22 protein-coding genes and 4 tRNA genes are annotated in these 22,951 nt (G+C 32.1%); all 26 read left to right on the top strand.

All coding sequences use genetic code 11. The features are described from left to right. Position 1: 1 nt before the first annotated feature. A complete protein-coding gene (locus UXY25_RS06750; protein ID WP_320815243.1) occupies positions 2 to 1,498 on the top strand; it encodes a SusD/RagB family nutrient-binding outer membrane lipoprotein in 1,497 nt (498 codons plus the stop codon). 20 nt (positions 1,499 to 1,518) lie between these two features. Continuing rightward, positions 1,519 to 2,355, top strand: coding sequence for a hypothetical protein (locus UXY25_RS06745; protein ID WP_320815242.1), 837 nt, complete (start codon positions 1,519 to 1,521; stop codon positions 2,353 to 2,355). Positions 2,356 to 2,369: 14 nt separating this feature from the next. Next, a complete protein-coding gene (locus UXY25_RS06740; protein ID WP_320815241.1) occupies positions 2,370 to 3,374 on the top strand; it encodes a hypothetical protein in 1,005 nt (334 codons plus the stop codon). An 88-nt stretch (positions 3,375 to 3,462) separates the two neighbouring features. Further along, a complete protein-coding gene (locus UXY25_RS06735) occupies positions 3,463 to 5,361 on the top strand; it encodes a putative porin (RefSeq protein ID WP_320815240.1) in 1,899 nt (632 codons plus the stop codon). A 229-nt stretch (positions 5,362 to 5,590) separates the two neighbouring features. Continuing rightward, positions 5,591 to 6,952: a pyridoxal-phosphate dependent enzyme gene (locus UXY25_RS06730; protein ID WP_320815239.1), complete on the top strand. Its 1,362-nt coding sequence runs from the start codon at positions 5,591 to 5,593 to the stop codon at positions 6,950 to 6,952. Between the two features lie 91 nt (positions 6,953 to 7,043). After that, positions 7,044 to 8,309, top strand: coding sequence for a DUF2851 family protein (locus UXY25_RS06725; protein ID WP_320815238.1), 1,266 nt, complete (start codon positions 7,044 to 7,046; stop codon positions 8,307 to 8,309). A 9-nt stretch (positions 8,310 to 8,318) separates the two neighbouring features. Continuing rightward, the gene (locus tag UXY25_RS06720) at positions 8,319 to 8,537 is read left to right on the top strand and encodes a PspC domain-containing protein (protein WP_320815237.1); all 219 of its coding nucleotides are present in this window, start codon (positions 8,319 to 8,321) and stop codon (positions 8,535 to 8,537) included. Between the two features lie 83 nt (positions 8,538 to 8,620). After that, positions 8,621 to 10,291 carry a sodium:calcium symporter gene (locus UXY25_RS06715; protein WP_320815236.1) on the top strand — a complete coding sequence of 557 codons (1,671 nt, stop codon included), beginning with the start codon at positions 8,621 to 8,623 and terminating at the stop codon, positions 10,289 to 10,291. Between the two features lie 21 nt (positions 10,292 to 10,312). Beyond that, complete coding sequence (locus UXY25_RS06710) at positions 10,313 to 10,474, top strand: hypothetical protein (protein ID WP_320815235.1); 162 nt, start codon at positions 10,313 to 10,315, stop codon at positions 10,472 to 10,474. A 127-nt stretch (positions 10,475 to 10,601) separates the two neighbouring features. Then, positions 10,602 to 11,369 (top strand): helix-hairpin-helix domain-containing protein, encoded by a 768-nt coding sequence (locus tag UXY25_RS06705; RefSeq protein WP_320815234.1) that lies wholly within the window; start codon positions 10,602 to 10,604, stop codon positions 11,367 to 11,369. Positions 11,370 to 11,394: 25 nt separating this feature from the next. Next, a complete protein-coding gene (locus UXY25_RS06700; protein ID WP_320815233.1) occupies positions 11,395 to 12,561 on the top strand; it encodes an acyl-CoA dehydrogenase family protein in 1,167 nt (388 codons plus the stop codon). Positions 12,562 to 12,686: 125 nt separating this feature from the next. Continuing rightward, positions 12,687 to 12,881: a 30S ribosomal protein S21 gene (gene rpsU, locus UXY25_RS06695; protein WP_320815232.1), complete on the top strand. Its 195-nt coding sequence runs from the start codon at positions 12,687 to 12,689 to the stop codon at positions 12,879 to 12,881. 70 nt (positions 12,882 to 12,951) lie between these two features. After that, positions 12,952 to 13,848 (top strand): tyrosine-type recombinase/integrase, encoded by an 897-nt coding sequence (locus UXY25_RS06690; protein WP_320815231.1) that lies wholly within the window; start codon positions 12,952 to 12,954, stop codon positions 13,846 to 13,848. Positions 13,849 to 13,881: 33 nt separating this feature from the next. Continuing rightward, positions 13,882 to 14,184, top strand: a complete 303-nt coding sequence (gene hpf, locus UXY25_RS06685; protein WP_320815230.1) for a ribosome hibernation-promoting factor, HPF/YfiA family — start codon at positions 13,882 to 13,884, stop codon at positions 14,182 to 14,184. A gap of 91 nt (positions 14,185 to 14,275) precedes the next feature. Further along, positions 14,276 to 14,349 (top strand) — tRNA-Thr (locus tag UXY25_RS06680). Between the two features lie 32 nt (positions 14,350 to 14,381). Beyond that, positions 14,382 to 14,463: transfer RNA gene (locus tag UXY25_RS06675), tRNA-Tyr, on the top strand. 79 nt (positions 14,464 to 14,542) lie between these two features. Then, positions 14,543 to 14,614: transfer RNA gene (locus UXY25_RS06670), tRNA-Thr, on the top strand. 66 nt (positions 14,615 to 14,680) lie between these two features. Continuing rightward, positions 14,681 to 15,868, top strand: a complete 1,188-nt coding sequence (tuf, locus tag UXY25_RS06665; RefSeq protein WP_320815229.1) for an elongation factor Tu — start codon at positions 14,681 to 14,683, stop codon at positions 15,866 to 15,868. A gap of 63 nt (positions 15,869 to 15,931) precedes the next feature. Continuing rightward, positions 15,932 to 16,002 (top strand) — tRNA-Trp (locus tag UXY25_RS06660). Between the two features lie 15 nt (positions 16,003 to 16,017). Further along, entirely contained in the window at positions 16,018 to 16,212 is a 195-nt protein-coding gene (gene secE, locus UXY25_RS06655; protein ID WP_320815228.1) for a preprotein translocase subunit SecE, read from the top strand. Between the two features lie 7 nt (positions 16,213 to 16,219). Next, entirely contained in the window at positions 16,220 to 16,771 is a 552-nt protein-coding gene (gene nusG, locus UXY25_RS06650) for a transcription termination/antitermination protein NusG (RefSeq protein WP_320815227.1), read from the top strand. A 61-nt stretch (positions 16,772 to 16,832) separates the two neighbouring features. Continuing rightward, positions 16,833 to 17,276, top strand: coding sequence for a 50S ribosomal protein L11 (rplK, locus tag UXY25_RS06645; RefSeq protein WP_320815226.1), 444 nt, complete (start codon positions 16,833 to 16,835; stop codon positions 17,274 to 17,276). 11 nt (positions 17,277 to 17,287) lie between these two features. Beyond that, on the top strand, positions 17,288 to 17,977 hold the full coding sequence (rplA, locus tag UXY25_RS06640) for a 50S ribosomal protein L1 (protein ID WP_320815225.1): 690 nt from the start codon (positions 17,288 to 17,290) through the stop codon (positions 17,975 to 17,977). Between the two features lie 22 nt (positions 17,978 to 17,999). Next, complete coding sequence (rplJ, locus tag UXY25_RS06635) at positions 18,000 to 18,497, top strand: 50S ribosomal protein L10 (RefSeq protein ID WP_320815224.1); 498 nt, start codon at positions 18,000 to 18,002, stop codon at positions 18,495 to 18,497. Positions 18,498 to 18,554: 57 nt separating this feature from the next. Then, a complete protein-coding gene (gene rplL / locus UXY25_RS06630; RefSeq protein ID WP_320815223.1) occupies positions 18,555 to 18,923 on the top strand; it encodes a 50S ribosomal protein L7/L12 in 369 nt (122 codons plus the stop codon). 125 nt (positions 18,924 to 19,048) lie between these two features. Then, the gene (rpoB, locus tag UXY25_RS06625; protein WP_320815222.1) at positions 19,049 to 22,861 is read left to right on the top strand and encodes a DNA-directed RNA polymerase subunit beta; all 3,813 of its coding nucleotides are present in this window, start codon (positions 19,049 to 19,051) and stop codon (positions 22,859 to 22,861) included. Positions 22,862 to 22,951: the final 90 nt, after the last annotated feature.

The following is a 22,951-nucleotide window of genomic DNA, read 5'->3' as shown; positions in this document are numbered from 1 at the left end:
TATGAAAAAATTAAAATTAATATTACCTTTAATAGCCTTTACGCTATTTTCATGTGATAATTATTTGGATGTTAACACATCTCCAAATAATCCACAAGCATCTCAAATTACACCTAATTTAACTTTAGCTGCTGCTCAATCGGGATCTTATTCTCCATTGGTTAGAAGAATGAATGAGCTAGGGAATGTTTTTATGAACAATTGGGGTGCTAACGTAAATTCATTTACTGGTGGTTATGCTGAAGAATTTGGTATAACAATGAGTAATAATTTTTACGAAGACATTTGGAATTCTGTTTACAGAAGTACTTATGAGTATTCTAACATTATAAATCATCCTTCTGCTGATTATGATAATCACAAAGCGATTGCTAAAATAATGAAGTCTTTTTACTTCCAATATTTAGTTGATTTATATGGAGATGTTCCTTATTTTGAGGCACATTTAGGTACTGCAAATACAAATCCTGCTTATGATGATGATCAAGTTATCTATAGAGACTTAATTGTTCAGTTAGATGCTGCAATTGCAATGATCGACAACGCTCCAGCTAATACTATTGCTGTAGGTGCTGAAGACGTTATGCTAGGAGGAAACATGAATAAATGGAAGAAGTTTGCTAACACTTTAAAGTTGAGAATACTTTTAAGAGAAGCTACTAAAGCTGAAACTGATGCTGCTTCTGCTACTTATTTAGCTACTCAATTTGCTGCTTTAGATCAAGATTTCATTACAGAAGATTTAATTATTAATCCTGGTTATTCTGATGCAAGTAATGTTCAGCAAAACCCTTGGATGAATTTAATGGTTGAATTGAAATTAACTACTACAGGTGCATTCACTTACAGATCTGGTTATAATTTCAGAAGAGCTTCTGATTATATTGCGGGTAGATTAAATGCTTCGCCAACAGATCCAAGAAGAGGTCGTTTATTTAAATTACTTGGTGGTACTGTAGTAGGTGTTAAACAAGGAGATTTTTCTGGTGGAACTGGAACTGCTCCTGGTGCTATGTCAGAATTAGGACCTGGTGTTATTGTATCAAGTGGTCAAGATGGTTATGTAATGTTAGCTGCTGAAAGTTATTTATTACAAGCTGAAGCTGCTGAAAGAGGTTTTATCTCTGGTAGCCCTCAAGCATTATTTAACGCTGGTATTACTGCATCGTTTGCTCATTTAGGAGCAAGTCTTGGTACTTATGTAAGTGATGTTAATACTGAGAATGGTAAAGGATATGCTGCAAGTACTGATAAAATACAAGCAATTATGTATCAAAAAAGTATTGCTTTATGTAATACTAATGGTTTAGAAGCTTGGATTGAATATACTAGAACTGGATATATCAATAATATCCCAATGCCTTTAGGATCTTCATCTCCAACAGGTCAAAAACCATTGCGTTTAATGTATCCTACATCTGAGTTAGCTAGTAACTCTGCAAATGTTCCTGCTCAAACAGTGAATGATGCATTTACTACTGCTCCGTTTTGGAAATAATAACCTTTAAAAATTATAATATGAAAAAGATTTTATCATTATTATTTATCGCATCTATTGCATTAGCATGTACAGATGACGATATCAAAGCTGAGGGTAACTTAGCTGGAGGAGATAAAGTTGTTGGGTTTACACCTGCAATTCAAACTGTTCCTTATTTTTCTGACGAAGGTACTGTTCTTAGAAAATTTCCATTAGATTTAATTGGAAAAGGGAATGGTCAATATTCAACTACTGATATTGAAGTTGCATATTCTGTTAATTATGCTGAAAGTACAGCTTCTGAAGGTGTAGAATTTGATTTTGTTGGTGCTCAAGGAGCTACTGGTAATATCGTAATTCCTGCTGGTGGTTCATTTGGAGAGTTTTCTCTTAATGTAAATACAGGTAGTTTAGATCCAGTTGTAAAAACTGAATTAGTTCTTGACTTAGTTTCTGCTTCTCCTGGTTCAACAGTTGGTGCACAATACAATAAATTAAGAATTATTTTTGTTGGTTGTTTATCTCAAATTGCAGGTAATTATCAAGTTACAATTTCAACTGTAGCTGGTACTTCTGTTCGTACAAACGAGGTATTAACTTTAACAGATATCAATACTTTTCAAACTAAATATGTAGGTCGTTATGGTTTTGGTACTTTTACTCCAGCTGGTTTCGGTTTTATCGACATCTGTGGTGAATTATCATTAAAGCCAGACCAAACATTAGGTCAGTACTCTAACGGTGTTTATAGTATTGATGCTTATGGTGACGGTATAGATGGTATTGTAACATCTCCAACTACTTTAGAAATTAAGCACAATATTGAATTTGGTTCAGGTGATCAAAAGCAGAACTATTCTTATGTGCGTAACTAATTAAATTTTAGAAAATGAAAAACATAAATAAATTTTTATTTGCATTTCTTGGTTTAGCATTATTGTCTTCATGTACTGAAGATGAGGATACTACTGATCAAAGAATTGTTAAATCTGTTGTTGCTGTAGATCAAACATCTTTCACTCTTACTGAGGGAGAGACTGCTACTGTAACGATGACTATTAACACTCCTCTTAACGTAAGTTCTGATTTTAAATTAGAATTAGTTAGTGGTACTGGATCTTTTAGAGACATTACAGCTGAAGGAGATAATAATTCTGACACAGATGAAGAGACTGTTGTTGATGATGGATACGGTATAATTGGGCATAAAGTTACTTTCCCAGCTTATGCTACAACTTCTACTATTGACATTTCAGCTGTACTAGACCTTTTAACTGAAGGTACTGAAACGTTAACTTTCAGATTATATCCTATGGCTAATTCTAATTCTTTAATAGCTGCTGATTCTGAATATATTACTCTTACTATTAACGATCTTGTTAATGATAATTTAGGTATTCAATTAGTTTGGGCTCAAGATTATGCTAATGCTCATGGTAATATTGAGCCTGGTATGTATTTAGGTGCTGACGAAGATGATCATGCTTATTCTGACTATGACTTTGACTTCTGGGTTGAAGATGAATTTGGATCTGCTATTGATGGTTATGCTGCTGCAACTGGAGCTTCTCCTGAGTTTGAAATTTTAACTGGAGCTGCTATACCTGATGGTGATTACTATATCTATGTTGATGAATATGGTTCTGGTTCAGCTCCTGCTGAAACGTTTAATCATGATTTAAAAATCAACATGACTAAATATGGTGTTTGGTCTACTACAGTTCAAATACCTACAACTAGTGATGATACATTTTCTGACTATGTAGTTGGATTCACTAAGTCTGGATCTACTTATACAGTATTTGATGCATATGATGCAACTAATGTATATGTAACTGGTAGAAATGGTAGAAAACCTGCTATTTCTGGTAGAAACTCAAAAAGAGGTTTATAAGAATTATATAACTTTTTTAAAAACCCCGCTATGCGGGGTTTTTTTTATTCTATATTTTCTCATTACATTTGCTACTTTAAAATGTACAATGAAAAATATATTGTTTTTTCTAGTTTTGTTTTTTTCTACTTTATCGACCTTTTCTCAAGAGGATGAATTAGTAAATAACATTAATAATATAACAACTATTCCTTCGGTTAAACCTTCTTTTGATTTGTATAAAATTTATACAACTCATAGGGATACTACTTATGTTGATACAACATTATCCATTCAAAAAGAATATAAATACAATTTACTACGTAAAGATATTTTTGGATTGATGCCTTTTTCAAATGAAGGCCAAACTTATAATACGCTTCACTTTTCTTTAAATCAAAATTCTATTTCACCAGATTTTGGTTTTCGAGCTAAGCATTTTAATTATCTTGAAGTAACTGATATTAAATATTATAATGTACCTACTCCTTTAACTGATTTATATTTTAAAACAGTAATGGAACAAGGACAGTCTGTTGACGCTTTTTTAACTATAAATACTAAACCTAATCTTAATTTTTCTATTGCATATAGAGGATTGCGTTCAAATGGGAAATACATCAATAATATTGTAAGTTCTGGTAATCTTAGGTTTACAACAAGCTATTTCACCACTAATAAAAAATATTTTTTAAACGCACACTTTACGGGTCAGGATATTTCTAATCAAGAAAATGGTGGAATACGAGACCTTTCTCTTTTTGAATCTAGTGACGCGCCATACGATCAAAGAGATCGTTTAGATGTTTACTTCAAAGACGCTACTTCTTTTTTAAAAGGAAATCGTTTTTTTATTGATCATTACTATAAGCTTAAATCGAATGATGCTTTTTCTTTAAATATATTCCATCAGTTTAATCATGAATACAAATTTTTTGAATTTATACAGCCTACTGTTAGTCCTCGTCTTGGCGATTCATATTCTACAAAAGTCAATAACAAAACACGTTTCAATCAACTGTATAATAAAATTGGAATTGATTTAGATTCTAAAAAGTTGGGTAAAATTTCAGCATATGTAGATTCTAATACTTATAATTATTTTTACAATAGTGTAGTTTATGATAATTTTGGAAACATTCAAGTTCCAAATGCTATTAATGATAAAATTCATAGTTTAGGAGTTGATTATTCATATAATTATAAAGGTATTAATTTTGGCGCAAGTGTAAATAATTCAATTTCTAATCAAGACATTTCATATTTAGAACTTTTTGGGAAATATAAATTAGACAGCCTAGCTACTATTGAATTTAAATACTCAAAGAGAAACTCTTTACCTAATTTAAACTTCTCGCTTTACCAAAGTGATTACATTGATTACAACTGGTCTAATGACTTCAAAAATGAGAAGCGCAATCAATTTGATTTTATTTTTAAAAGCAAATGGGTAAATATAGAAGCGCAATATGCTGTCATTAATGATTTTCTTTATTTTGATAATGTTACAAATGATATAACGCTACTTACAGTAAAACCTTTTCAGTATGCCAATACAATCAATTATGCCTCGGTTAAGGTAAATAAAGAATTTAAATTAGGACGTTTTGCATTAGACAATACATTTTTGTATCAAAATGTAGAACAATCTGATGCGGTTATAAATGTGCCGCAAATCGTGACTAGAAACACACTGTATTATACAGATTATGTATTTAAAAATGCAATGCAAATTCAAACAGGCTTCACTTTTCAATATTTCTCAAAATATTATGCTAACGATTATAATCCGTTGTTAGGAGAGTTTTACGTGCAAAATGAAACTAAAATTGGAGGTTTTCCAATGATTGATTTTTTTATAAACGCTAAAGTAAAACAAGCACGTTTGTTCTTAAAAGCCGAACACTTTAATTCTGCTTGGACGGGTTATGATTATTATTCTGCACCAAATTATCCTTACCGTGATTTCATCGTTCGTTTTGGTATTGTGTGGAATTTCTTCAAATAAAACATAGCTTTCGAGCTTTTAAACAATCATTTTCCTGCTGAACGTTTCTTTCTTTTGCTAAATACTTGCTAGTTAATCCTACAATAAAAGGGTTTTCACTTCCGTCAGGGTTAGGTTGTTTTCCTTTTCATTTTTGTATTGATAATTTTCATACTATCTTTGCAAAAAGTATTAATAATTAATAAAATCTGAAATTCCTATTTAGTTAGTATTTTCAGTGTTCCAAAGAATGAAATACGCAAAAAATATATTGGAGACTATTGGTAATACGCCATTAGTAAAATTGAACAAATTAACACAAGAAGTTGATGCTTTGGTTTTAGCAAAAATAGAAACATTTAATCCTGGAAATTCTGTAAAAGATAGAATGGCAGTTAAAATGATTGAAGATGCTGAAGCTGATGGTCGTTTAAAGCCAGGTGGTACAATTATTGAAGGTACTTCTGGAAATACAGGAATGGGTTTAGCTCTTTGTGCAATTGTAAAAGGATATAAATTAATTTGTGTTATTTCCGATAAGCAATCTAAAGAAAAATGCGACATTCTTCGTGCAGTTGGTGCTAAAGTTGTTGTCTGTCCTACAGATGTAGAACCAACAGATCCACGTTCATATTATTCAGTTTCTAAGCGTTTAGCAGATGAAACAGAAAATTCTTGGTATGTAAATCAATACGACAATCCGTCTAATGCAATTGCACATTATGAACAAACCGGACCAGAAATTTGGGAACAAACAGATGGTAAGATTACTCATTTTGTTGTAGGTGTAGGTACTGGAGGAACTATTTCAGGAATTGGTAAGTTCCTGAAAGAGAAAAATCCAAACATTAAAATTTGGGGGGTAGATACATATGGTTCTGTGTTTAAAAAATACCATGAAACGGGTATTTTTGATGAAAATGAAATCTATTCTTATATAACTGAAGGAATTGGTGAAGATATTTTACCTAAAAATGTTGATTTTTCAATCATTGATGGTTTTACTAAAGTTACCGATAAAGATGCGGCGGTTTATACAAGAAAAATAGCCTTAGAAGAAGGGATTTTTGTTGGTAATTCAGCTGGTTCTGCAATAAAAGGATTGCTTCAGTTAAAAGAGCATTTCAAACCAACAGATGTTGTGGTTGTATTGTTCCACGATAGCGGTAGTAGATATATTGGTAAAATGTTCAATGATGATTGGATGCGCGAAAGAGGTTTTTTAGATGAAGAAATTACAAAAGCAGAAGATTTAATTAAAGAACATATTGACAAGCCATTAGTTGTTGTTCGTACAGAAGAATTGGTTTCTCATGCAATTGAGCGTATGCGAAAACATAAAATTTCTCAAATCCCAGTAATTGATATAAATGGATTTGTTGGCTCAATAGACGAATCTAATTTGTTCGACACTTATTTAAGTGATAATAATATTGCCGATAAACCTATAAAAGAGGTTATGGGGAAGCCTTATCCAATAGTTAAAAAAGGAGCTAGTATTGAGGAAGTTTCTAAATTAATAAATAAAGAAAATCAAGCAGTTTTGGTTGATTTAGGCGATAATATGCACCATATTATAACAAAATACGATATTATTGGAGCTATTAAATAAATAGTATTAAAATATTTAATCAATACCACGTTTATAGCGTGGTATTTTTTTTAGAATAATATTTTATATTTGATAATATTTTTAATAAAATATGAAGGAAGATTTTTTACATTATTTATGGAGAAATAAGAAATTTGACATTTCAAATTTGCAAACTATTAGCGGTGAAGAGATTGTGATTCTTAACTCTGGCGCTTATTTAAAACAAGAAGGTCCTGATTTCTTCAATTCCCAACTTATTATTGCTAATCAAAAATGGGCTGGAAACGTAGAGATTCACCATAAATCTTCAGATTGGTACGTGCATCATCATGAATTAGATGTTAATTACGACAATGTTATTCTTCACGTGGTTTGGGAACACGATGTTGATGTTTATCGAAAAAACAACACAAATATTCCTGTTTTAGAATTGAAAAAATATGTTTCTGATGTTGAATTGGAAAAATATGCATATTTATTTGAAAGTAAAACTTGGATTAATTGCGAAAATGATATTGATCAAGTCGATTCATTTGCTTTGAAAAAATGGCAAGAGCGTTTGTTTTTGGAACGTTTAGAAATAAAAACGAAATCTATTCAGGATTTTTTAGATAAAAATGAAAATGATTGGGAAGCGACATTTTTTATTTTCTTGGCAAAATATTTTGGGTTAAATGTTAATGGAGAAGCTTTTTTAAAAATTGCAAAAAGTATTCCTTTTTCAATAATTAGAAAAGAGCAAACAGATTTATTGAATTTGGAAGCATTATTGTTTGGCTTTGCTAATTTATTAAATGAAGAAAAGGAAGATGTTTATTTCCGTGATTTGAAACAACGATGGGTATATTTAAAACATAAATATAAATTCAGTAATGATGATTTTATAAATCTTCAGTTTTTCAAATTAAGACCTGATAATTTTCCAACTATTAGGTTGTCTCAACTGGCAGTTTTGTATCATGCAAATGTCAATTTATTTTCTAAAGTTATTGATGCTAATACTTTAAGTGATTTTCATAAGTTGTTTAGTTCTGAGGTTTCGGAATATTGGAAATTGCATTATGTTTTTGATAACCTAAGTAAGTTGAAGGCCAAAAAACTTTCAAAATCATTTATTAACCTGATTGTCATCAATACGGTTATTCCAGTTAAATTTTTGTTTGCAAAACAAAGAGGAGAAAATATAGTGGATGATTTAATTGATTTGTTAATTGAAATTCCATCGGAATCTAATAGCGTTATTGATAAGTTTAAGTTTTATAAAATCAAATGTAATTCTGCTTTCGATTCTCAAACATTAATTCATTTGAAAAACGAATATTGTAATCACAAAAAATGCTTAAATTGCGATATTGGATTATCTTTGCTAAAATAAATAATTGAAATGCATAAAATTCTTCATTTTTTTGAGAAACACGGTTTCTTTGTAGCGACAAGACTTGCTGAAAAGCTTGGAATGAGAGCTTCTAATGTAAGGCTTTTTTTTGTATATATTTCATTTATTACAGTAGGTCTAGGATTTGGTTTTTATTTAACCATTGCGTTCTTATTGCGCTTAAAAGACATGATATATACCAAAAGAAGTTCGGTTTTTGATCTATAATCACTGATTATCATCTTATTAATAATCCTTTGATTTTTGGATAGTTTTATTATCTTTGAAAAATTAACAACCAATAAAATAATATGTCTACAAAAGCAGATTCTTGGGGCTCACGAGTTGGCCTTATTTTAGCAATGGCTGGAAATGCTGTTGGACTTGGAAACTTTCTTAGATTTCCAGTACAAGCAGTTCAAAATGGAGGAGGAGCCTTTATTATTCCTTATTTAATATGTTTCTTAGTAATGGGTATTCCATTATTGTTTATAGAATGGTCTTCTGGTAGATTTGGAGGTAGAACCGGAAATCACAGTACTCCATATATTCTAGATTCAATGGTAAAAGGAAGGATACTTAAATATATTGGTGTATTTGGTATTTTTACAAATATTGCTGTAGCAGCTTATTATTGTTATATTGAATCATGGACAATGTCTTATGTATATCATACTTTAATAGGAACATTTGACGGAATGAGCCAAGCTAATGTTGCTGGGTTCTTTAATTCTTATGTAGATGTTGCACATTCTACAACAGGTATTCCTTATGAAGCTGTTGTTTTTTATGTAATTTGTTTAGTTTTAAATACATTTATTTTATCTAAAGGAATTGGAGGAATTGAAAAAGTAGCTAAAGTTGGGATGCCATTATTAATCCTTTTTGGAGTTGTATTGGCTGTAAGAGGTTTAACTCTTGGTACTTCTGGAGCTTCAGAAATTTTCCCAGATGCAAATGCTTGGGATGGTTTGAATTTCCTTTGGACACCTCAATATGAATCAATACTTGATTTAAAAGTATGGATGGCAGCTGCAGGTCAAATCTTTTTTACTTTATCCGTAGGTATGGGTACAATTCATTGTTATGCAGCTTATATAGAATCTAAAGATGATATTGCTTTAAATGCAGTTTCTGCAGGATTTATGAATGAATTCGTAGAAGTTGTTTTAGGAAGTTTAATTGTAATTCCAATTGCAGCAGGTTATTTAGGATTGGATTGGGTAATTCAAAATGCAGGTTTTGGTATGGCTTTTCAAACAATGCCATATTTATTCCAACAATGGGGTTCTACTTTAGCGATTGTTGCTGGAGTTTGCTGGTTTGGATTGTTGTTCTTCGCGGGTATTACATCTTCTTTAGCAATGGGTACTCCTTGGATGGGCTTCATGAGAGATGAATTTGGTTGGTCAAAAAATAAAGGTGCATGGTCTTTTGGGGCAATGATTCTTGTTTTAGGTTTGCCAACAGTTATTTTCTATCAAGAAGGAGTTTTTGATGAGTATGATTACTGGGCAGGAACGGTAAGTTTAGTTGTTTTTGCAATGTTAGAGACGATATTGTTCTCTTGGATTTTTGGAATGGACAAAGGATGGAGAGAAATTACAAGTGGTGCTGATATTAAAGTTCCAAATATTTATAAATTTATTATTAAATATATAACTCCGGTTATGTTGATAATCATTTTCTTAGGTTCATTATTTAAACCTTTAAATAACGATTGGTCTGGAAATGTCACAAGCTTTTTCACTGGAAATGGGTGGACTTTAGATAATGGATCTATAATTAAAACTATTATGCATGCTGGAATTAGAGATCAAATTGCAGCAGCTACAGACCCAGTTATAATTGAACAATTACAAGATAAAATTTTCTATTTAAATTTTGCTAGATTGTTGTTAGTTGGTCTTTTTATGTTTATTAGTTTATTAGTTTATATGGCTTTCCAGAAGAGACGTAGAGAAGGTAGAGCTACATTATAAAAAATTTAAAACACAATTCAAATGAATACAGAAGCATTAATAACAATGGTATTGACACAAGGAATTGTAATTTTCTTTGCAGTTTACTTTTTCTATAAGGTTTTAACTATAAAGCCAAAGCAAGAGCCTGATTCATATTCTGAAAATGATGATGAATTAGAAAGACAACCTGAAGAAAAATAATCTCATTGTGATGAAAAATATAAAATCCTACTTCCTGTTTTCGAAAGAACATAGAAGTGGGATTTTTTTGCTTATTATTATAATAATATTGACGCAATTGTTGTATTTTTTTGTTGATTTTTCAAAATTGAATATTTCTTCAAATGAAAATAAAATTAATAAACAATGGCTTTTAGTTCAATCTGAAATTGATAGTCTAAACAATATTTCTAACCAAGAAAAATTTAAAATCACTCCTTTTAATCCTAATTTCATTTCAGATTATAAAGGTTATTTGTTGGGAATGAGTGTAAAAGAAATCGATAGGCTTCATGAATATAGAAAAATAAATAAGTTTGTCAATTCTGCTCAAGAATTTCAAAAAGTAACTAAGGTTTCAGATTCTTTACTAAAAATACTTTCACCTAATTTTAAATTTCCAGATTGGGCAACCAGTAAAAATAAATATCAAAATAATTCTTCTCATAAATTTTACAATAAAACGGAGAAAGTAATTGTTCAAAAAGACATTAACACAGCTTCTAAAGAAGAGATAATGGAGGTTTACGGTATTGGTGATAAAATTTCTGATATAATCCTTCAAGAGAAAGAAAAATTTGGAGCTTTTGCATCTATTGATCAATTAGAATATGTTTGGGGTGTTTCTCCAGAAGCATTAAATGACATAAAAAAGAGGTTCTTTGTGAAATCAAATGCCCAAATTATAAAAATAAATATTAATAATTTACCAACGAAGGAGTTGGCAAAATTCCCTTATTTTAGATATGCATTAGCTAAAGAAATTGTCACGTATAGAAGTATGAATGGCGATTTTAAAAGCATTGATGATTTAACAAAAATTAAAGGAATGCCTAACGAAAAAATAAAAATAATAGCCTTATATTTGGAATTCTAAAAATATAATACAAAACAATCTACACATGAATATATATTTCACAGAAGAACATGAAATGTTCAGAGAAAGTTTCCGTGATTTTTTACAAAAAGAAGTTGTTCCTCACATTGAAAAATGGGAAAAAACAGGAACGATAGAACGTTTTATTTGGAAGAAATTTGGTGAAATGGGTTTCTTTGGAATCAACTATCCTGAAGCTTACGGTGGAATGAATTTAGATTTGTTTTACACGGTAATCTTTTTAGAAGAGCTTCAAAAGGTGAAATCTGCTGGTTTTGCTGCGGCTATGTGGGCGCATTCTTATTTAGCAATGACTCATTTAAATGCTGAAGGAGATGAAAGAATTAAACAAGATTATTTGGCGCCAAGTATTTCTGGTGATAAAATAGGAGCTTTGTGTATCACAGAGCCTTTTGGAGGTAGTGATGTGGCAGGTATGCGAACAACTGCAGAAAAAAAAGGAGATAAGTATATTATTAACGGTTCTAAAACATTTATAACTAATGGTGTTTATGCAGATTATTATATTGTAGCTGCTAAGACAAATCCAGAACAAGGTAATAAAGGAATTAGTATATTTTTAGTAGACAGTAATCTTAAGGGTGTTTCTGCTACTAAACTTGATAAGTTAGGTTGGAGAGCTTCAGATACTGCTGAGATTGCTTTTGATGGTGTTGAAATTCCTTTAGCGAACCTAATGGGTGAAGAAGGAAAAGGTTTCCCGTACATTATGCAACATTTTGCTTTAGAACGCTTAATCATGGCTATAAATGCGCATGCTAGGGCAGAATATGCAATTGAATACACTATTGATTATATGTCGCAACGTGAAGCGTTTGGTAAAACAATTAATAAATTTCAAGCATTAAGACATAAAATGGTTGAACACGCTACAGATGTCGAACATTGTAAAGTATTCAACTACGCTGCTGTAGCTCGTTTAGATAAAGGGGAATATGTTGTGAAAGAAGCTACTATGGCTAAATTGAAATCAACAAAAGTGGCGGATGAAACTATTTATAGTTGTTTGCAATTTTTAGGAGGTTATGGTTATATGGAAGAATATCCATTGGCACGTTTGTCTAGAGACAGTCGTTTAGGGCCAATTGGTGGTGGAACTTCTGAGATTTTAAAAGAAATTTTATCAAAAATGATTATCGATAAACAAGATTATAAACCAGCAGTGAAATAACACGCTAATTGTTGGTGTTTTGTTTAAGCCTGAAGAAGAAGTTGTGAAATAATTCACAATTTTAAATTGGTAATTCATAATTATTGTATAAATTTGCATCCTTAACGAGAGGAGGTGTCAAGATTATGTTAATTATACCAATTAAAGACGGAGAAAATATCGACAAAGCGCTAAAACGCTATAAACGAAAATTTGATAAAACAGGAACTGTTCGTCAGTTACGTGCACGTCAACAATTCAACAAGCCATCTGTTGTAAACAGAGCGAAAATTCAAAAAGCTTATTATATTCAACGAATGAATGACGCTTTAGAAAGCTAGTAATTATTGATTGCTAAATAATATTAACCGTTAGTATATAAAGTGTAACTTTGTAACTAGCGGTTTTTTTATGGAATCAAATTTAAAAGCATATCAAGATTATTTATTAAAAGAAAAGAACTACTCGATTCTTACAAGTAAGGCTTATTTAGGCGATATCAATTCGTTTAAGCAATATTTGACAAATAATCACGATGAAGTTCAGTTGGAGGTTGTCAATTATTCACTCATAAGAAGCTGGATTGTTTTTTTGGTAGAGAATAATAATTCTAATGCGTCTGTTAATAGAAAAATATCGTCGTTAAAGTCGTTCTATAAATTTTTATTAAAAATAAAAGAAATAAGCCAAAACCCACTTCTAAAACACAAGTCTTTAAAAACTGCAAAAAAAGTTCAAATCCCTTTTTCAGAAAAAGAATTGAATGATGTTTTTAATTTAAATAATTTTGATTCTAATTTTGAAGGGGTCCGAAATCAATTGGTTATTGAGCTCTTTTATGCTACGGGTATTAGAAGGGCAGAGTTAATAGGTTTAAAAACTGGGAATGTTGATTTTTCGAATAAAACAATTAAAGTTTTAGGGAAAAGAAATAAAGAAAGAATTATCCCGCTTTTAGAATGTACTGTAGGGTTGATTAAAAGATATTTAGATGAAAAAAATGAGCTGTTTTTAAAAGACGAAAACGACTTGTTAATTTTGTCTAAAAAAGGAAATAAAATAAGTGAATCGTTTGTTTATAGATTAATAAATGATTACTTTAGTACTGTGTCTCAAAAAGTAAAAAAGAGTCCGCATGTTCTAAGGCATTCATTCGCAACTCATTTGTTGAATAATGGAGCCGATTTAAATTCAGTAAAAGAATTATTAGGTCACTCAAGTTTGTCGTCAACACAAATATATACGCACAGTAGTTTGTCTGAGCTTAAAAAAACATATAAAGAAGCGCATCCTAGGAGTAAAAAATAATTCAAATGTTTAACCTAACTAAACCAATAAAGTATGAAGGTAAATGTTCACGCAGTAAATTTCAATATCGACAAAAAACTTGTTGATTTTGTTCAAGAGAAATTAGATAAGCTTGAGAAATATTACGATAAGGTGGTTTCATCCGATGTTTATTTAAAATTAGAAAACACTAGTGATAAAGAGAATAAAACAGCAGAGGTTAAAATTCATGTTCCTGGGGATGAAATTGTTGTCAAAAAGACAGGTAAATCATTTGAAGAAGCAATAGATTCTGCGACAAGTTCTGCAGAAAGAATGTTGCTAAAAAGAAAAGAAAAAATTAGAATGCATCCTTAATGTAAAAAAAAACACAAAAAAGTTTTGAATAAAAAATAAATTATATACATTTGCAGTCCGTTAGAAATAGCGGACTTTTTATATTAAATGCGCCGATGTAGCTCAGCTGGCTAGAGCAGCTGATTTGTAATCAGCAGGTCGTGGGTTCGAGTCCCTCTATCGGCTCAAGTTCTTAAGGTATTGAAAATTAACAAGTTGGGGAGATACTCAAGCGGCCAACGAGGGCGGACTGTAAATCCGCTGATTACATCTTCGCAGGTTCGAATCCTGCTCTCCCCACATATTTTCAACAATTGTGTTTTTTAAATGCTTTTGTTTGGAAGAATCAACAGAAATGTTGAATGCCTGAGGAATTTTAGCCGGTGTAGCTCAGGGGTAGAGTGTTTCCTTGGTAAGGAAGAGGTCACGAGTTCAATTCTCGTCATTGGCTCAAAGGTTGTTTATTAAATTTGAACACTAATATATTTTATAACACTAAGATTAAAACTATTAAATCATGGCAAAAGGAAATTTTGATCGTTCCAAACCACATTTAAACATTGGTACAATTGGACACGTAGATCACGGAAAAACTACTTTAACTGCTGCAATAACGAAAGTATTATCGGATGCAGGTTTATCTGAAGCAAAATCATTTGATCAAATTGATAATGCTCCAGAAGAAAAAGAAAGAGGTATTACTATTAATACTTCACACGTTGAGTATTCAACAGCTAATCGTCATTACGCTCACGTTGACTGTCCAGGTCACGCGGATTACGTAAAGAACATGGTTACTGGTGCTGCTCAAATGGATGGTGCTATCTTAGTAGTTGCTGCTACAGATGGTCCAATGCCACAAACACGTGAGCATATCCTTTTAGGACGCCAGGTTGGTATTCCAAGAATGGTTGTATTCATGAATAAAGTGGATATGGTTGATGATGAGGAATTATTAGAATTGGTTGAAATGGAAATTAGAGATTTATTATCATTCTATCAATATGATGGTGATAATGGTCCTGTTATTCAAGGTTCAGCTTTAGGTGGATTAAATGGTGATGCAAAATGGGTTGCTTCTATCATGGAATTAATGGATGCAGTTGATACTTGGATTGAATTACCTCCACGTGATATTGATAAACCTTTCTTAATGCCTGTTGAAGATGTATTTACAATTACTGGTCGTGGAACTGTAGCAACAGGACGTATCGAAACTGGTATTGCTAATACTGGTGATGCAGTTGAAATCATTGGTATGGGTGCTGATAAATTGGTATCTACTATTACTGGTATTGAAATGTTCCGTCAAATCTTAGATAGAGGTGAGGCTGGAGATAATGCAGGTATCTTGTTAAGAGGTATTGCTAAAGAAGATATTAAAAGAGGAATGGTTATTGTTAAGCCAGGATCTGTAAAACCACACGCACATTTCAAAGCAGAGGTTTATATCTTGAAAAAAGAAGAAGGTGGACGTCATACTCCATTTCATAATAACTACCGTCCTCAGTTTTACGTACGTACAACAGATGTTACAGGTACTATTATGTTACCAGCAGGTGTTGAAATGGTAATGCCAGGAGATAACTTAACTATTGAAGTTACTTTATTAAGTCCTATTGCGTTATCAGTAGGTTTACGTTTCGCTGTCCGTGAGGGTGGTAGAACTGTAGGTGCTGGTCAGGTTACAGAAATTTTAGACTAATTAATTAGTTTATAAATATTTTTTAAAGCCAGTTGATGTGAATTCATCAACTGGCTTAAATAAACGGGCGTAGTTCAAGGGTAGAATAGCGGTCTCCAAAACCGTTGATGGGGGTTCGAATCCCTCCGCCCGTGCAAATTATAAAGATAATGACAAAATTGGTTAATTATATATCAGAAGCTTTTCACGAGTTGAAAACAAATGTTACTTGGCCTGAGTGGGCTGAAGTACAGCGTTTAACTATTGTTGTAGCTATATTTTCGATATTATTTGCTCTTTTAACATTCGGTGTTGATGAGTTATTTGTAAAGGCTCTTGATGGGTTTTTTAATTTGATAAAATAATTTATTTATGGCTGAGAACAGTGTTAAAAAGTGGTATGTAGTTAGAGCTGTAAGTGGGCAAGAAAATAAAGTAAAAGCTTATATTGAGACTGAAATAGTAAGGTTAGGAATGGAAGATTATATATCTCAAGTTCTTGTTCCTACTGAGAAAGTTTTTCAGATTAAGGATGGTAAAAAAATAGCTAAGGAAAAAGTTTATTTTCCTGGTTATATTATGATTGAAGCTAATCTTACGGGAGAAGTTCCTCATATCATCAAATCAGTTACAAGTGTAATTGGTTTTCTTGGTGAGACCAAAGGTGGTGAGCCTGTTCCATTAAGGCAATCTGAAGTAAATAGAATGTTAGGTAAGGTTGATGAATTGTCAGTTAAGATTGACAACGTTGCTATTCCTTTTTCTATTGGCGAAACAGTAAAAGTAGTTGACGGACCATTTAACGGATTCAATGGTACTATTGAAAAAGTTAATGAAGAAAAGCGTAAACTTGAAGTTATGGTTAAGATTTTCGGAAGAAAAACACCATTAGAATTGAGTTTTATGCAAGTTGAAAAAGTATAATATTTGTTACATACATAAACCACATTTTCGCTTCCAATGAAAGTGTGCTAAAATTTAAAAAATGGCAAAAGAAGTTAGTAAAGTAGTAAAACTACAAGTTAAGGGAGGTGCAGCGAATCCATCGCCACCGGTTGGACCTGCTTTGGGTGCTGCTGGAGTTAACATCATGGAGTTCTGTAAGCAGTTTAATGCTAGAACCCAAGATAAACCCGGCAAAGTGTTACCAGTGCAAATTACTGTGTACAAAGACAAATCATTTGATTTTGTTGTAAAAACACCACCAGCAGCGATTCAAATTTTAGAAGCAGCTAAAGTAAAGTCTGGTTCTGGAGAACCTAACCGTAAAAAAGTAGCAAGCGTTACTTGGGATCAAATTAGAACTATTGCAGAGGACAAAATGCCTGATTTAAATGCATTTACTATGGAGTCAGCAATGAGTATGTTAGCTGGAACAGCTAGATCTATGGGTATAACAGTAACAGGAGACGCTCCTTTTAATAGTTAAAAGAATTAGACATGGCAAAATTGACAAAAAAACAGAAAGAGGCTTCATTAAAAATTGAAAAGAACAAATTATATTCTTTAAAAGATGCTTCTGCATTACTTAAAGAAGTTGCTTCTGCAAAATTTGATGAGTCTGTAGATATTGCTGTTCGTTTAGGAGTAGATCCACGAAAAGCAAACCAAATGGTTAGAGGTGTTGTTACACTTCCTCATGGTACTGGAAAAGATGTTAGAGTATTAGCATTAGTTACTCCAGATAAAGAAGCTGAAGCTAAAGCTGCTGGTGCAGACTACGTAGGTTTAGATGATTATCTTCAAAAAATTAAAGACGGTTGGACAGATGTTGATGTAATTATCACTATGCCTGCGGTTATGGGTAAATTAGGTCCATTAGGACGTATATTAGGTCCTAGAGGTTTAATGCCAAACCCTAAAACTGGTACTGTAACTATGGATGTAGCTAAAGCTGTTGAAGAAGTTAAGTCTGGTAAAATTGACTTTAAAGTTGATAAAACAGGTATCGTGCATGCTGGTATTGGAAGAATTTCTTTCGACGCTAACAAAATCTATGATAATGCACACGAAATAATTCAAACATTAATCAAATTAAAACCAACTGCAGCAAAAGGTACATATATTAAATCAATATATATTACAAGTACTATGAGCCCAGCTATTGCTTTAGATCCTAAGGCAGTATAATTGGTAGTTAAAAATTTTTAGTATGACTAGAGAAGAAAAATCAATCGCGATTGAAAATTTAACTGCAAAGTTAGCTGGTGTTAATGTTATTTATTTAGCGGATACATCTGGTTTAGATGCAGCTACTACTTCAAATTTAAGAAGAGCTTGTTTTAAAGCTAATATAAAACTAGAAGTTGTAAAAAACACATTATTGGCTAAAGCTATGGAAGCTTCTGATATTGACTTCGGAGATTTAGCAAGTGTTTTAAAAGGGAATACTTCAATGATGATTGCTGAAACAGCTAATGGGCCAGCAAAAATTATTAAAGAATTTCGTAAAAAAGGTTTAAAACCACTTTTAAAAGGAGCTTATATAACTGAAGACGTTTACTTAGGTGACGAATCGTTAGATAAATTAGCTGCTATTAAATCTAGAACTGAAGTTATTGGAGAAATCATTGGATTACTTCAGTCACCAGCACAAAGAGTTATCGCTGCTCTTCAAAACCAAATGGGTAAAGAAGAAATTGCAGAATAATAAACAGAACGCACTTAATAAAAATTATATTTTACAAAATCATTAAAGATAGAAAAAATGGCAGATTTAAAACAATTCGCAGAGCAATTAGTTAACTTAACAGTTAAAGAAGTTAACGAATTAGCAACAATATTAAAAGATGAGTATGGTATCGAACCAGCTGCAGCAGCTGTAGTAGTTTCTGCTGGTGGTGCTGATGGTGGTGCTGACGAGCAAACTGAATTCACAGTAGTATTAAAAGAAGCTGGTGCTTCTAAATTAGCAGTAGTTAAAGCTGTTAAAGAATTAACAGGTTTAGGTCTTAAAGAGGCTAAAGATATCGTTGATTCTGCTCCAACTAATGTAAAAGAAGGAGTTTCTAAAGATGAGGCTGAAGGTCTTAAAAAATCTTTAGAAGAAGCAGGAGCTGTTGTTGAGCTTAAATAAGCTAGACTTAGTTTAAAAAACCAGGTTTAGGCCTTGAGAATAACTCTCAAAGGCCTAAACCATTTTGCGTATATTTATGTTAATATACGTTTCAATTTATTTTCTTAATAAAAATTTGTCCATAGATGATTGCTAATCAGACTGAAAGATTAAATTTTGCTTCAACAAAAAACATTCCAGATTATCCGGATTTTCTAGATATTCAGGTGAAATCTTTTCAAGATTTTTTCCAACTAGAAACCAAATCTGATGAAAGAGGCAACGAAGGTCTCTATAATACCTTCATGGAAAATTTCCCAATTACAGATACAAGAAATAACTTTGTATTGGAATTCCTTGATTACTTTGTTGATCCACCGCGTTATTCAATACAAGAGTGTATAGACAGAGGGTTAACTTATAGTGTGCCGTTAAAAGCTAGGCTTAAATTATATTGTACTGATCCAGAACACGAAGATTTTGAAACAATTGTTCAAGATGTGTATTTAGGAACAATACCTTATATGGCGCCAAGTGGTACTTTTGTAATTAATGGTGCTGAGCGTGTAGTTGTATCTCAATTACATAGATCTCCAGGTGTATTCTTTGGACAATCTTTCCATGCAAATGGAACTAAGCTTTATTCTGCAAGAGTTATTCCTTTTAAAGGTTCTTGGATAGAATTTGCTACAGATATCAATAGCGTTATGTACGCTTATATTGATAGAAAGAAAAAATTGCCTGTTACTACTTTATTTAGAGCTATTGGCTTCGAAAGAGATAAAGATATTCTTGAAATATTTGATCTTGCTGAAGAAGTTAAAGTTTCTAAAACAGGTTTAAAAAAATATATTGGACGAAGACTTGCTGCTCGTGTTTTAAATACATGGCATGAAGATTTCGTTGATGAAGATACAGGAGAAGTAGTTTCTATTGAAAGAAATGAAATTATCTTAGATCGTGATACGGTTTTAGATAAAGATAATGTTGAGGAAATTTTATCTGCAGACGTTAAAACAATTCTTTTACACAAAGAAGATCTTAATGCTGCAGATTATACTATTATCCATAATACTCTTCAAAAAGATCCAACAAATTCTGAAAAAGAAGCTGTTGAACATATTTACAGACAACTACGTAACGCAGAACCGCCTGATGAGGAAACTGCACGTGGTATTATAGATAAATTATTCTTCTCTGACCAACGTTATAACTTAGGTGAAGTAGGTCGTTATAGAATGAATAAAAAACTTGGTTTAGATATTGCTATGGATAAGCAAGTCTTAACTAAAGAAGATATTATTACAATAGTTAAGTATTTAATTGAATTAATCAATTCGAAAGCTGAGATTGATGATATTGATCACTTATCAAACCGTCGTGTAAGAACAGTTGGTGAACAACTTTCTTCACAATTTGGTGTTGGTTTAGCTCGTATGGCTAGAACTATTCGTGAGAGAATGAACGTAAGAGATAATGAAGTGTTTACTCCTATCGATTTAATTAATGCTAAGACTTTGTCTTCTGTAATTAATTCTTTCTTTGGAACTAATCAGTTGTCTCAATTTATGGATCAAACAAATCCATTAGCTGAGATTACTCACAAACGTCGTTTATCTGCACTTGGACCTGGAGGTTTATCTAGAGAAAGAGCTGGTTTCGAGGTTCGAGATGTTCACTACACTCACTATGGTCGTTTATGTCCTATTGAAACTCCAGAGGGACCAAACATTGGTTTGATTTCATCTTTAGGTGTTTATGCGAAAGTAAACGCAATGGGATTCATTGAAACTCCTTATCGTAAAGTAGAAAATGGGGTTATTGATATTCATAGTACACCAGTTTACTTAAGTGCTGAAGAAGAAGAAGGTAAAATGATTTCTCAAGCAAATATTGATATTGACGCTAAAGGTAAAATTTTAGCTGATAAAGTAATTGCTAGACAAGAAGGTGATTTCCCAGTTGTTGACCCTACTCAGGTTCATTATACTGATGTTGCTCCAAATCAAATTGCATCTATTTCTGCATCTTTAATTCCATTCTTGGAGCATGATGATGCCAACCGTGCATTGATGGGATCTAACATGATGCGTCAAGCTGTTCCTTTATTACGTCCAGAAGCTCCAATTGTAGGAACTGGATTAGAGAGACAAGTTGCTTCAGATTCAAGAGTGTTAATTAATGCTGAAGGTGATGGTGTTGTAACTTACGTTGATGCAAATCAAATAACTATCAAGTACGATAGAACAGATGCTGAGCGTTTAGTAAGTTTTGATGCTGATGACAAAACATATCAGTTAATTAAATTTAGAAAAACAAATCAAAGTACAAGTATTAACTTAAAACCTATCGTAAGAAAAGGTGATAGAGTTTCAAAAGGACAAGTACTTTGTGAAGGATACGCAACTCAAAAAGGAGAATTAGCTTTAGGTAGAAACTTAAAAGTTGCCTTTATGCCTTGGAAAGGGTATAACTTTGAGGATGCAATCGTAATTTCTGAAAAAGTAGTTCGTGATGATATTTTTACATCTATTCATATTGATGATTATTCATTAGAAGTTAGAGATACTAAATTAGGTAATGAAGAATTAACTAATGATATTCCTAACGTTTCTGAAGAAGCAACTAAAGATTTAGATGAAAATGGAATGATTAGAATTGGAGCAGAGGTTAAGCCTGGTGACATTCTAATTGGTAAGATTACTCCAAAAGGGGAGTCTGATCCAACTCCAGAAGAAAAATTATTACGTGCAATCTTCGGTGATAAAGCTGGAGATGTAAAAGACGCTTCATTAAAAGCTTCTCCATCATTACATGGTGTTGTTTTAGATAAAAAATTATTTGCTAAAGCAGTAAAAGATAAGCGTAAGCGTTCTAAAGACAAAGAAGACATTGAAAATCTAGAAGTAGACTTTCAAGTTAAATATAATGAATTAAAAGACGTTCTTGTAGAAAAATTATTTACAATTGTAAATGGTAAAACTTCTCAAGGAGTTATGAATGATTTGGGTGAAGAAGTATTACCAAAAGGTAAAAAATACACTCAAAAAATGCTTAACTCTGTTGAAGATTTTGCTCACCTTACAAAAGGGCAATGGGCAACTGATGATTCTACAAACAAGTTAGTAAACGACTTAATTCATAATTATAAAATTAAATTAAACGACCTACAAGGTTGGTTAAGAAGAGAGAAGTTTACAATTACTGTAGGAGATGAACTTCCAGCAGGAATATTAAAACTTGCAAAAGTTTATATTGCTAAAAAACGTAAGCTTAAAGTAGGGGATAAAATGGCAGGACGTCACGGTAACAAGGGTATTGTTGCTAGAATCGTTCGTCATGAAGATATGCCTTTCTTAGAAGATGGAACACCAGTAGATATCGTATTGAATCCACTTGGAGTACCTTCTCGTATGAACATTGGTCAAATTTATGAAACTGTTCTTGGTTGGGCTGGTCAAAAATTAGATAGAAAATTTGCTACTCCTATTTTTGACGGTGCTACTTTAGACCAAATTAATGAGTTTACTGATGAAGCTGGAATCCCAAGATTCGGACATACATATTTATATGATGGAGGAACTGGAGAACGCTTCCATCAACCAGCAACTGTAGGTGTGATTTACATGCTTAAACTTGGACATATGGTTGATGATAAGATGCATGCTCGTTCTATCGGACCGTACTCTTTAATTACGCAACAACCTTTAGGAGGTAAAGCACAATTTGGAGGTCAACGTTTTGGAGAGATGGAGGTTTGGGCTTTAGAAGCTTATGGTGCATCTAGTACATTAAGAGAAATCTTAACGGTTAAATCTGATGATGTTATTGGTAGAGCTAAAACTTACGAAGCAATCGTTAAGGGAGAATCTATGCCGGAACCAGGATTACCTGAATCATTCAATGTATTAATGCATGAATTAAAAGGTCTTGGTTTAGATATTAGATTAGAAGAATAAATATTTTTTAGTGATCAGTCTCAATTTTTTTGAGGCTGATTACTCATTTTATAAGTTTTTAGGATTTATACCCGTAAACCGTTCCGATTT

It is taken from the genome of Flavobacterium sp., assembly GCF_034111225.1.
Lineage (GTDB): Bacteria > Bacteroidota > Bacteroidia > Flavobacteriales > Flavobacteriaceae > Flavobacterium.
This window is presented reverse-complemented; position numbering and strand designations above follow the sequence as displayed.

Coding starts and splice junctions, on each gene's coding strand:
- UXY25_RS06740 (WP_320815241.1), top strand. CDS start 2,370: ATGAAAAACATAAATAAATTTTTATTTGCATTTCTTGGTTTAGCATTA.
- UXY25_RS06720 (WP_320815237.1), top strand. CDS start 8,319: ATGCATAAAATTCTTCATTTTTTTGAGAAACACGGTTTCTTTGTAGCG.
- UXY25_RS06750 (WP_320815243.1), top strand. CDS start 2: ATGAAAAAATTAAAATTAATATTACCTTTAATAGCCTTTACGCTATTT.
- tuf (WP_320815229.1), top strand. CDS start 14,681: ATGGCAAAAGGAAATTTTGATCGTTCCAAACCACATTTAAACATTGGT.
- rpoB (WP_320815222.1), top strand. CDS start 19,049: ATGATTGCTAATCAGACTGAAAGATTAAATTTTGCTTCAACAAAAAAC.
- hpf (WP_320815230.1), top strand. CDS start 13,882: ATGAAGGTAAATGTTCACGCAGTAAATTTCAATATCGACAAAAAACTT.
- UXY25_RS06690 (WP_320815231.1), top strand. CDS start 12,952: ATGGAATCAAATTTAAAAGCATATCAAGATTATTTATTAAAAGAAAAG.
- UXY25_RS06735 (WP_320815240.1), top strand. CDS start 3,463: ATGAAAAATATATTGTTTTTTCTAGTTTTGTTTTTTTCTACTTTATCG.
- UXY25_RS06700 (WP_320815233.1), top strand. CDS start 11,395: ATGAATATATATTTCACAGAAGAACATGAAATGTTCAGAGAAAGTTTC.
- nusG (WP_320815227.1), top strand. CDS start 16,220: ATGGCTGAGAACAGTGTTAAAAAGTGGTATGTAGTTAGAGCTGTAAGT.
- rplL (WP_320815223.1), top strand. CDS start 18,555: ATGGCAGATTTAAAACAATTCGCAGAGCAATTAGTTAACTTAACAGTT.
- UXY25_RS06710 (WP_320815235.1), top strand. CDS start 10,313: ATGAATACAGAAGCATTAATAACAATGGTATTGACACAAGGAATTGTA.
- rplA (WP_320815225.1), top strand. CDS start 17,288: ATGGCAAAATTGACAAAAAAACAGAAAGAGGCTTCATTAAAAATTGAA.
- rplJ (WP_320815224.1), top strand. CDS start 18,000: ATGACTAGAGAAGAAAAATCAATCGCGATTGAAAATTTAACTGCAAAG.
- secE (WP_320815228.1), top strand. CDS start 16,018: ATGACAAAATTGGTTAATTATATATCAGAAGCTTTTCACGAGTTGAAA.
- UXY25_RS06730 (WP_320815239.1), top strand. CDS start 5,591: ATGAAATACGCAAAAAATATATTGGAGACTATTGGTAATACGCCATTA.
- UXY25_RS06715 (WP_320815236.1), top strand. CDS start 8,621: ATGTCTACAAAAGCAGATTCTTGGGGCTCACGAGTTGGCCTTATTTTA.
- rpsU (WP_320815232.1), top strand. CDS start 12,687: ATGTTAATTATACCAATTAAAGACGGAGAAAATATCGACAAAGCGCTA.
- UXY25_RS06725 (WP_320815238.1), top strand. CDS start 7,044: ATGAAGGAAGATTTTTTACATTATTTATGGAGAAATAAGAAATTTGAC.
- UXY25_RS06745 (WP_320815242.1), top strand. CDS start 1,519: ATGAAAAAGATTTTATCATTATTATTTATCGCATCTATTGCATTAGCA.
- rplK (WP_320815226.1), top strand. CDS start 16,833: ATGGCAAAAGAAGTTAGTAAAGTAGTAAAACTACAAGTTAAGGGAGGT.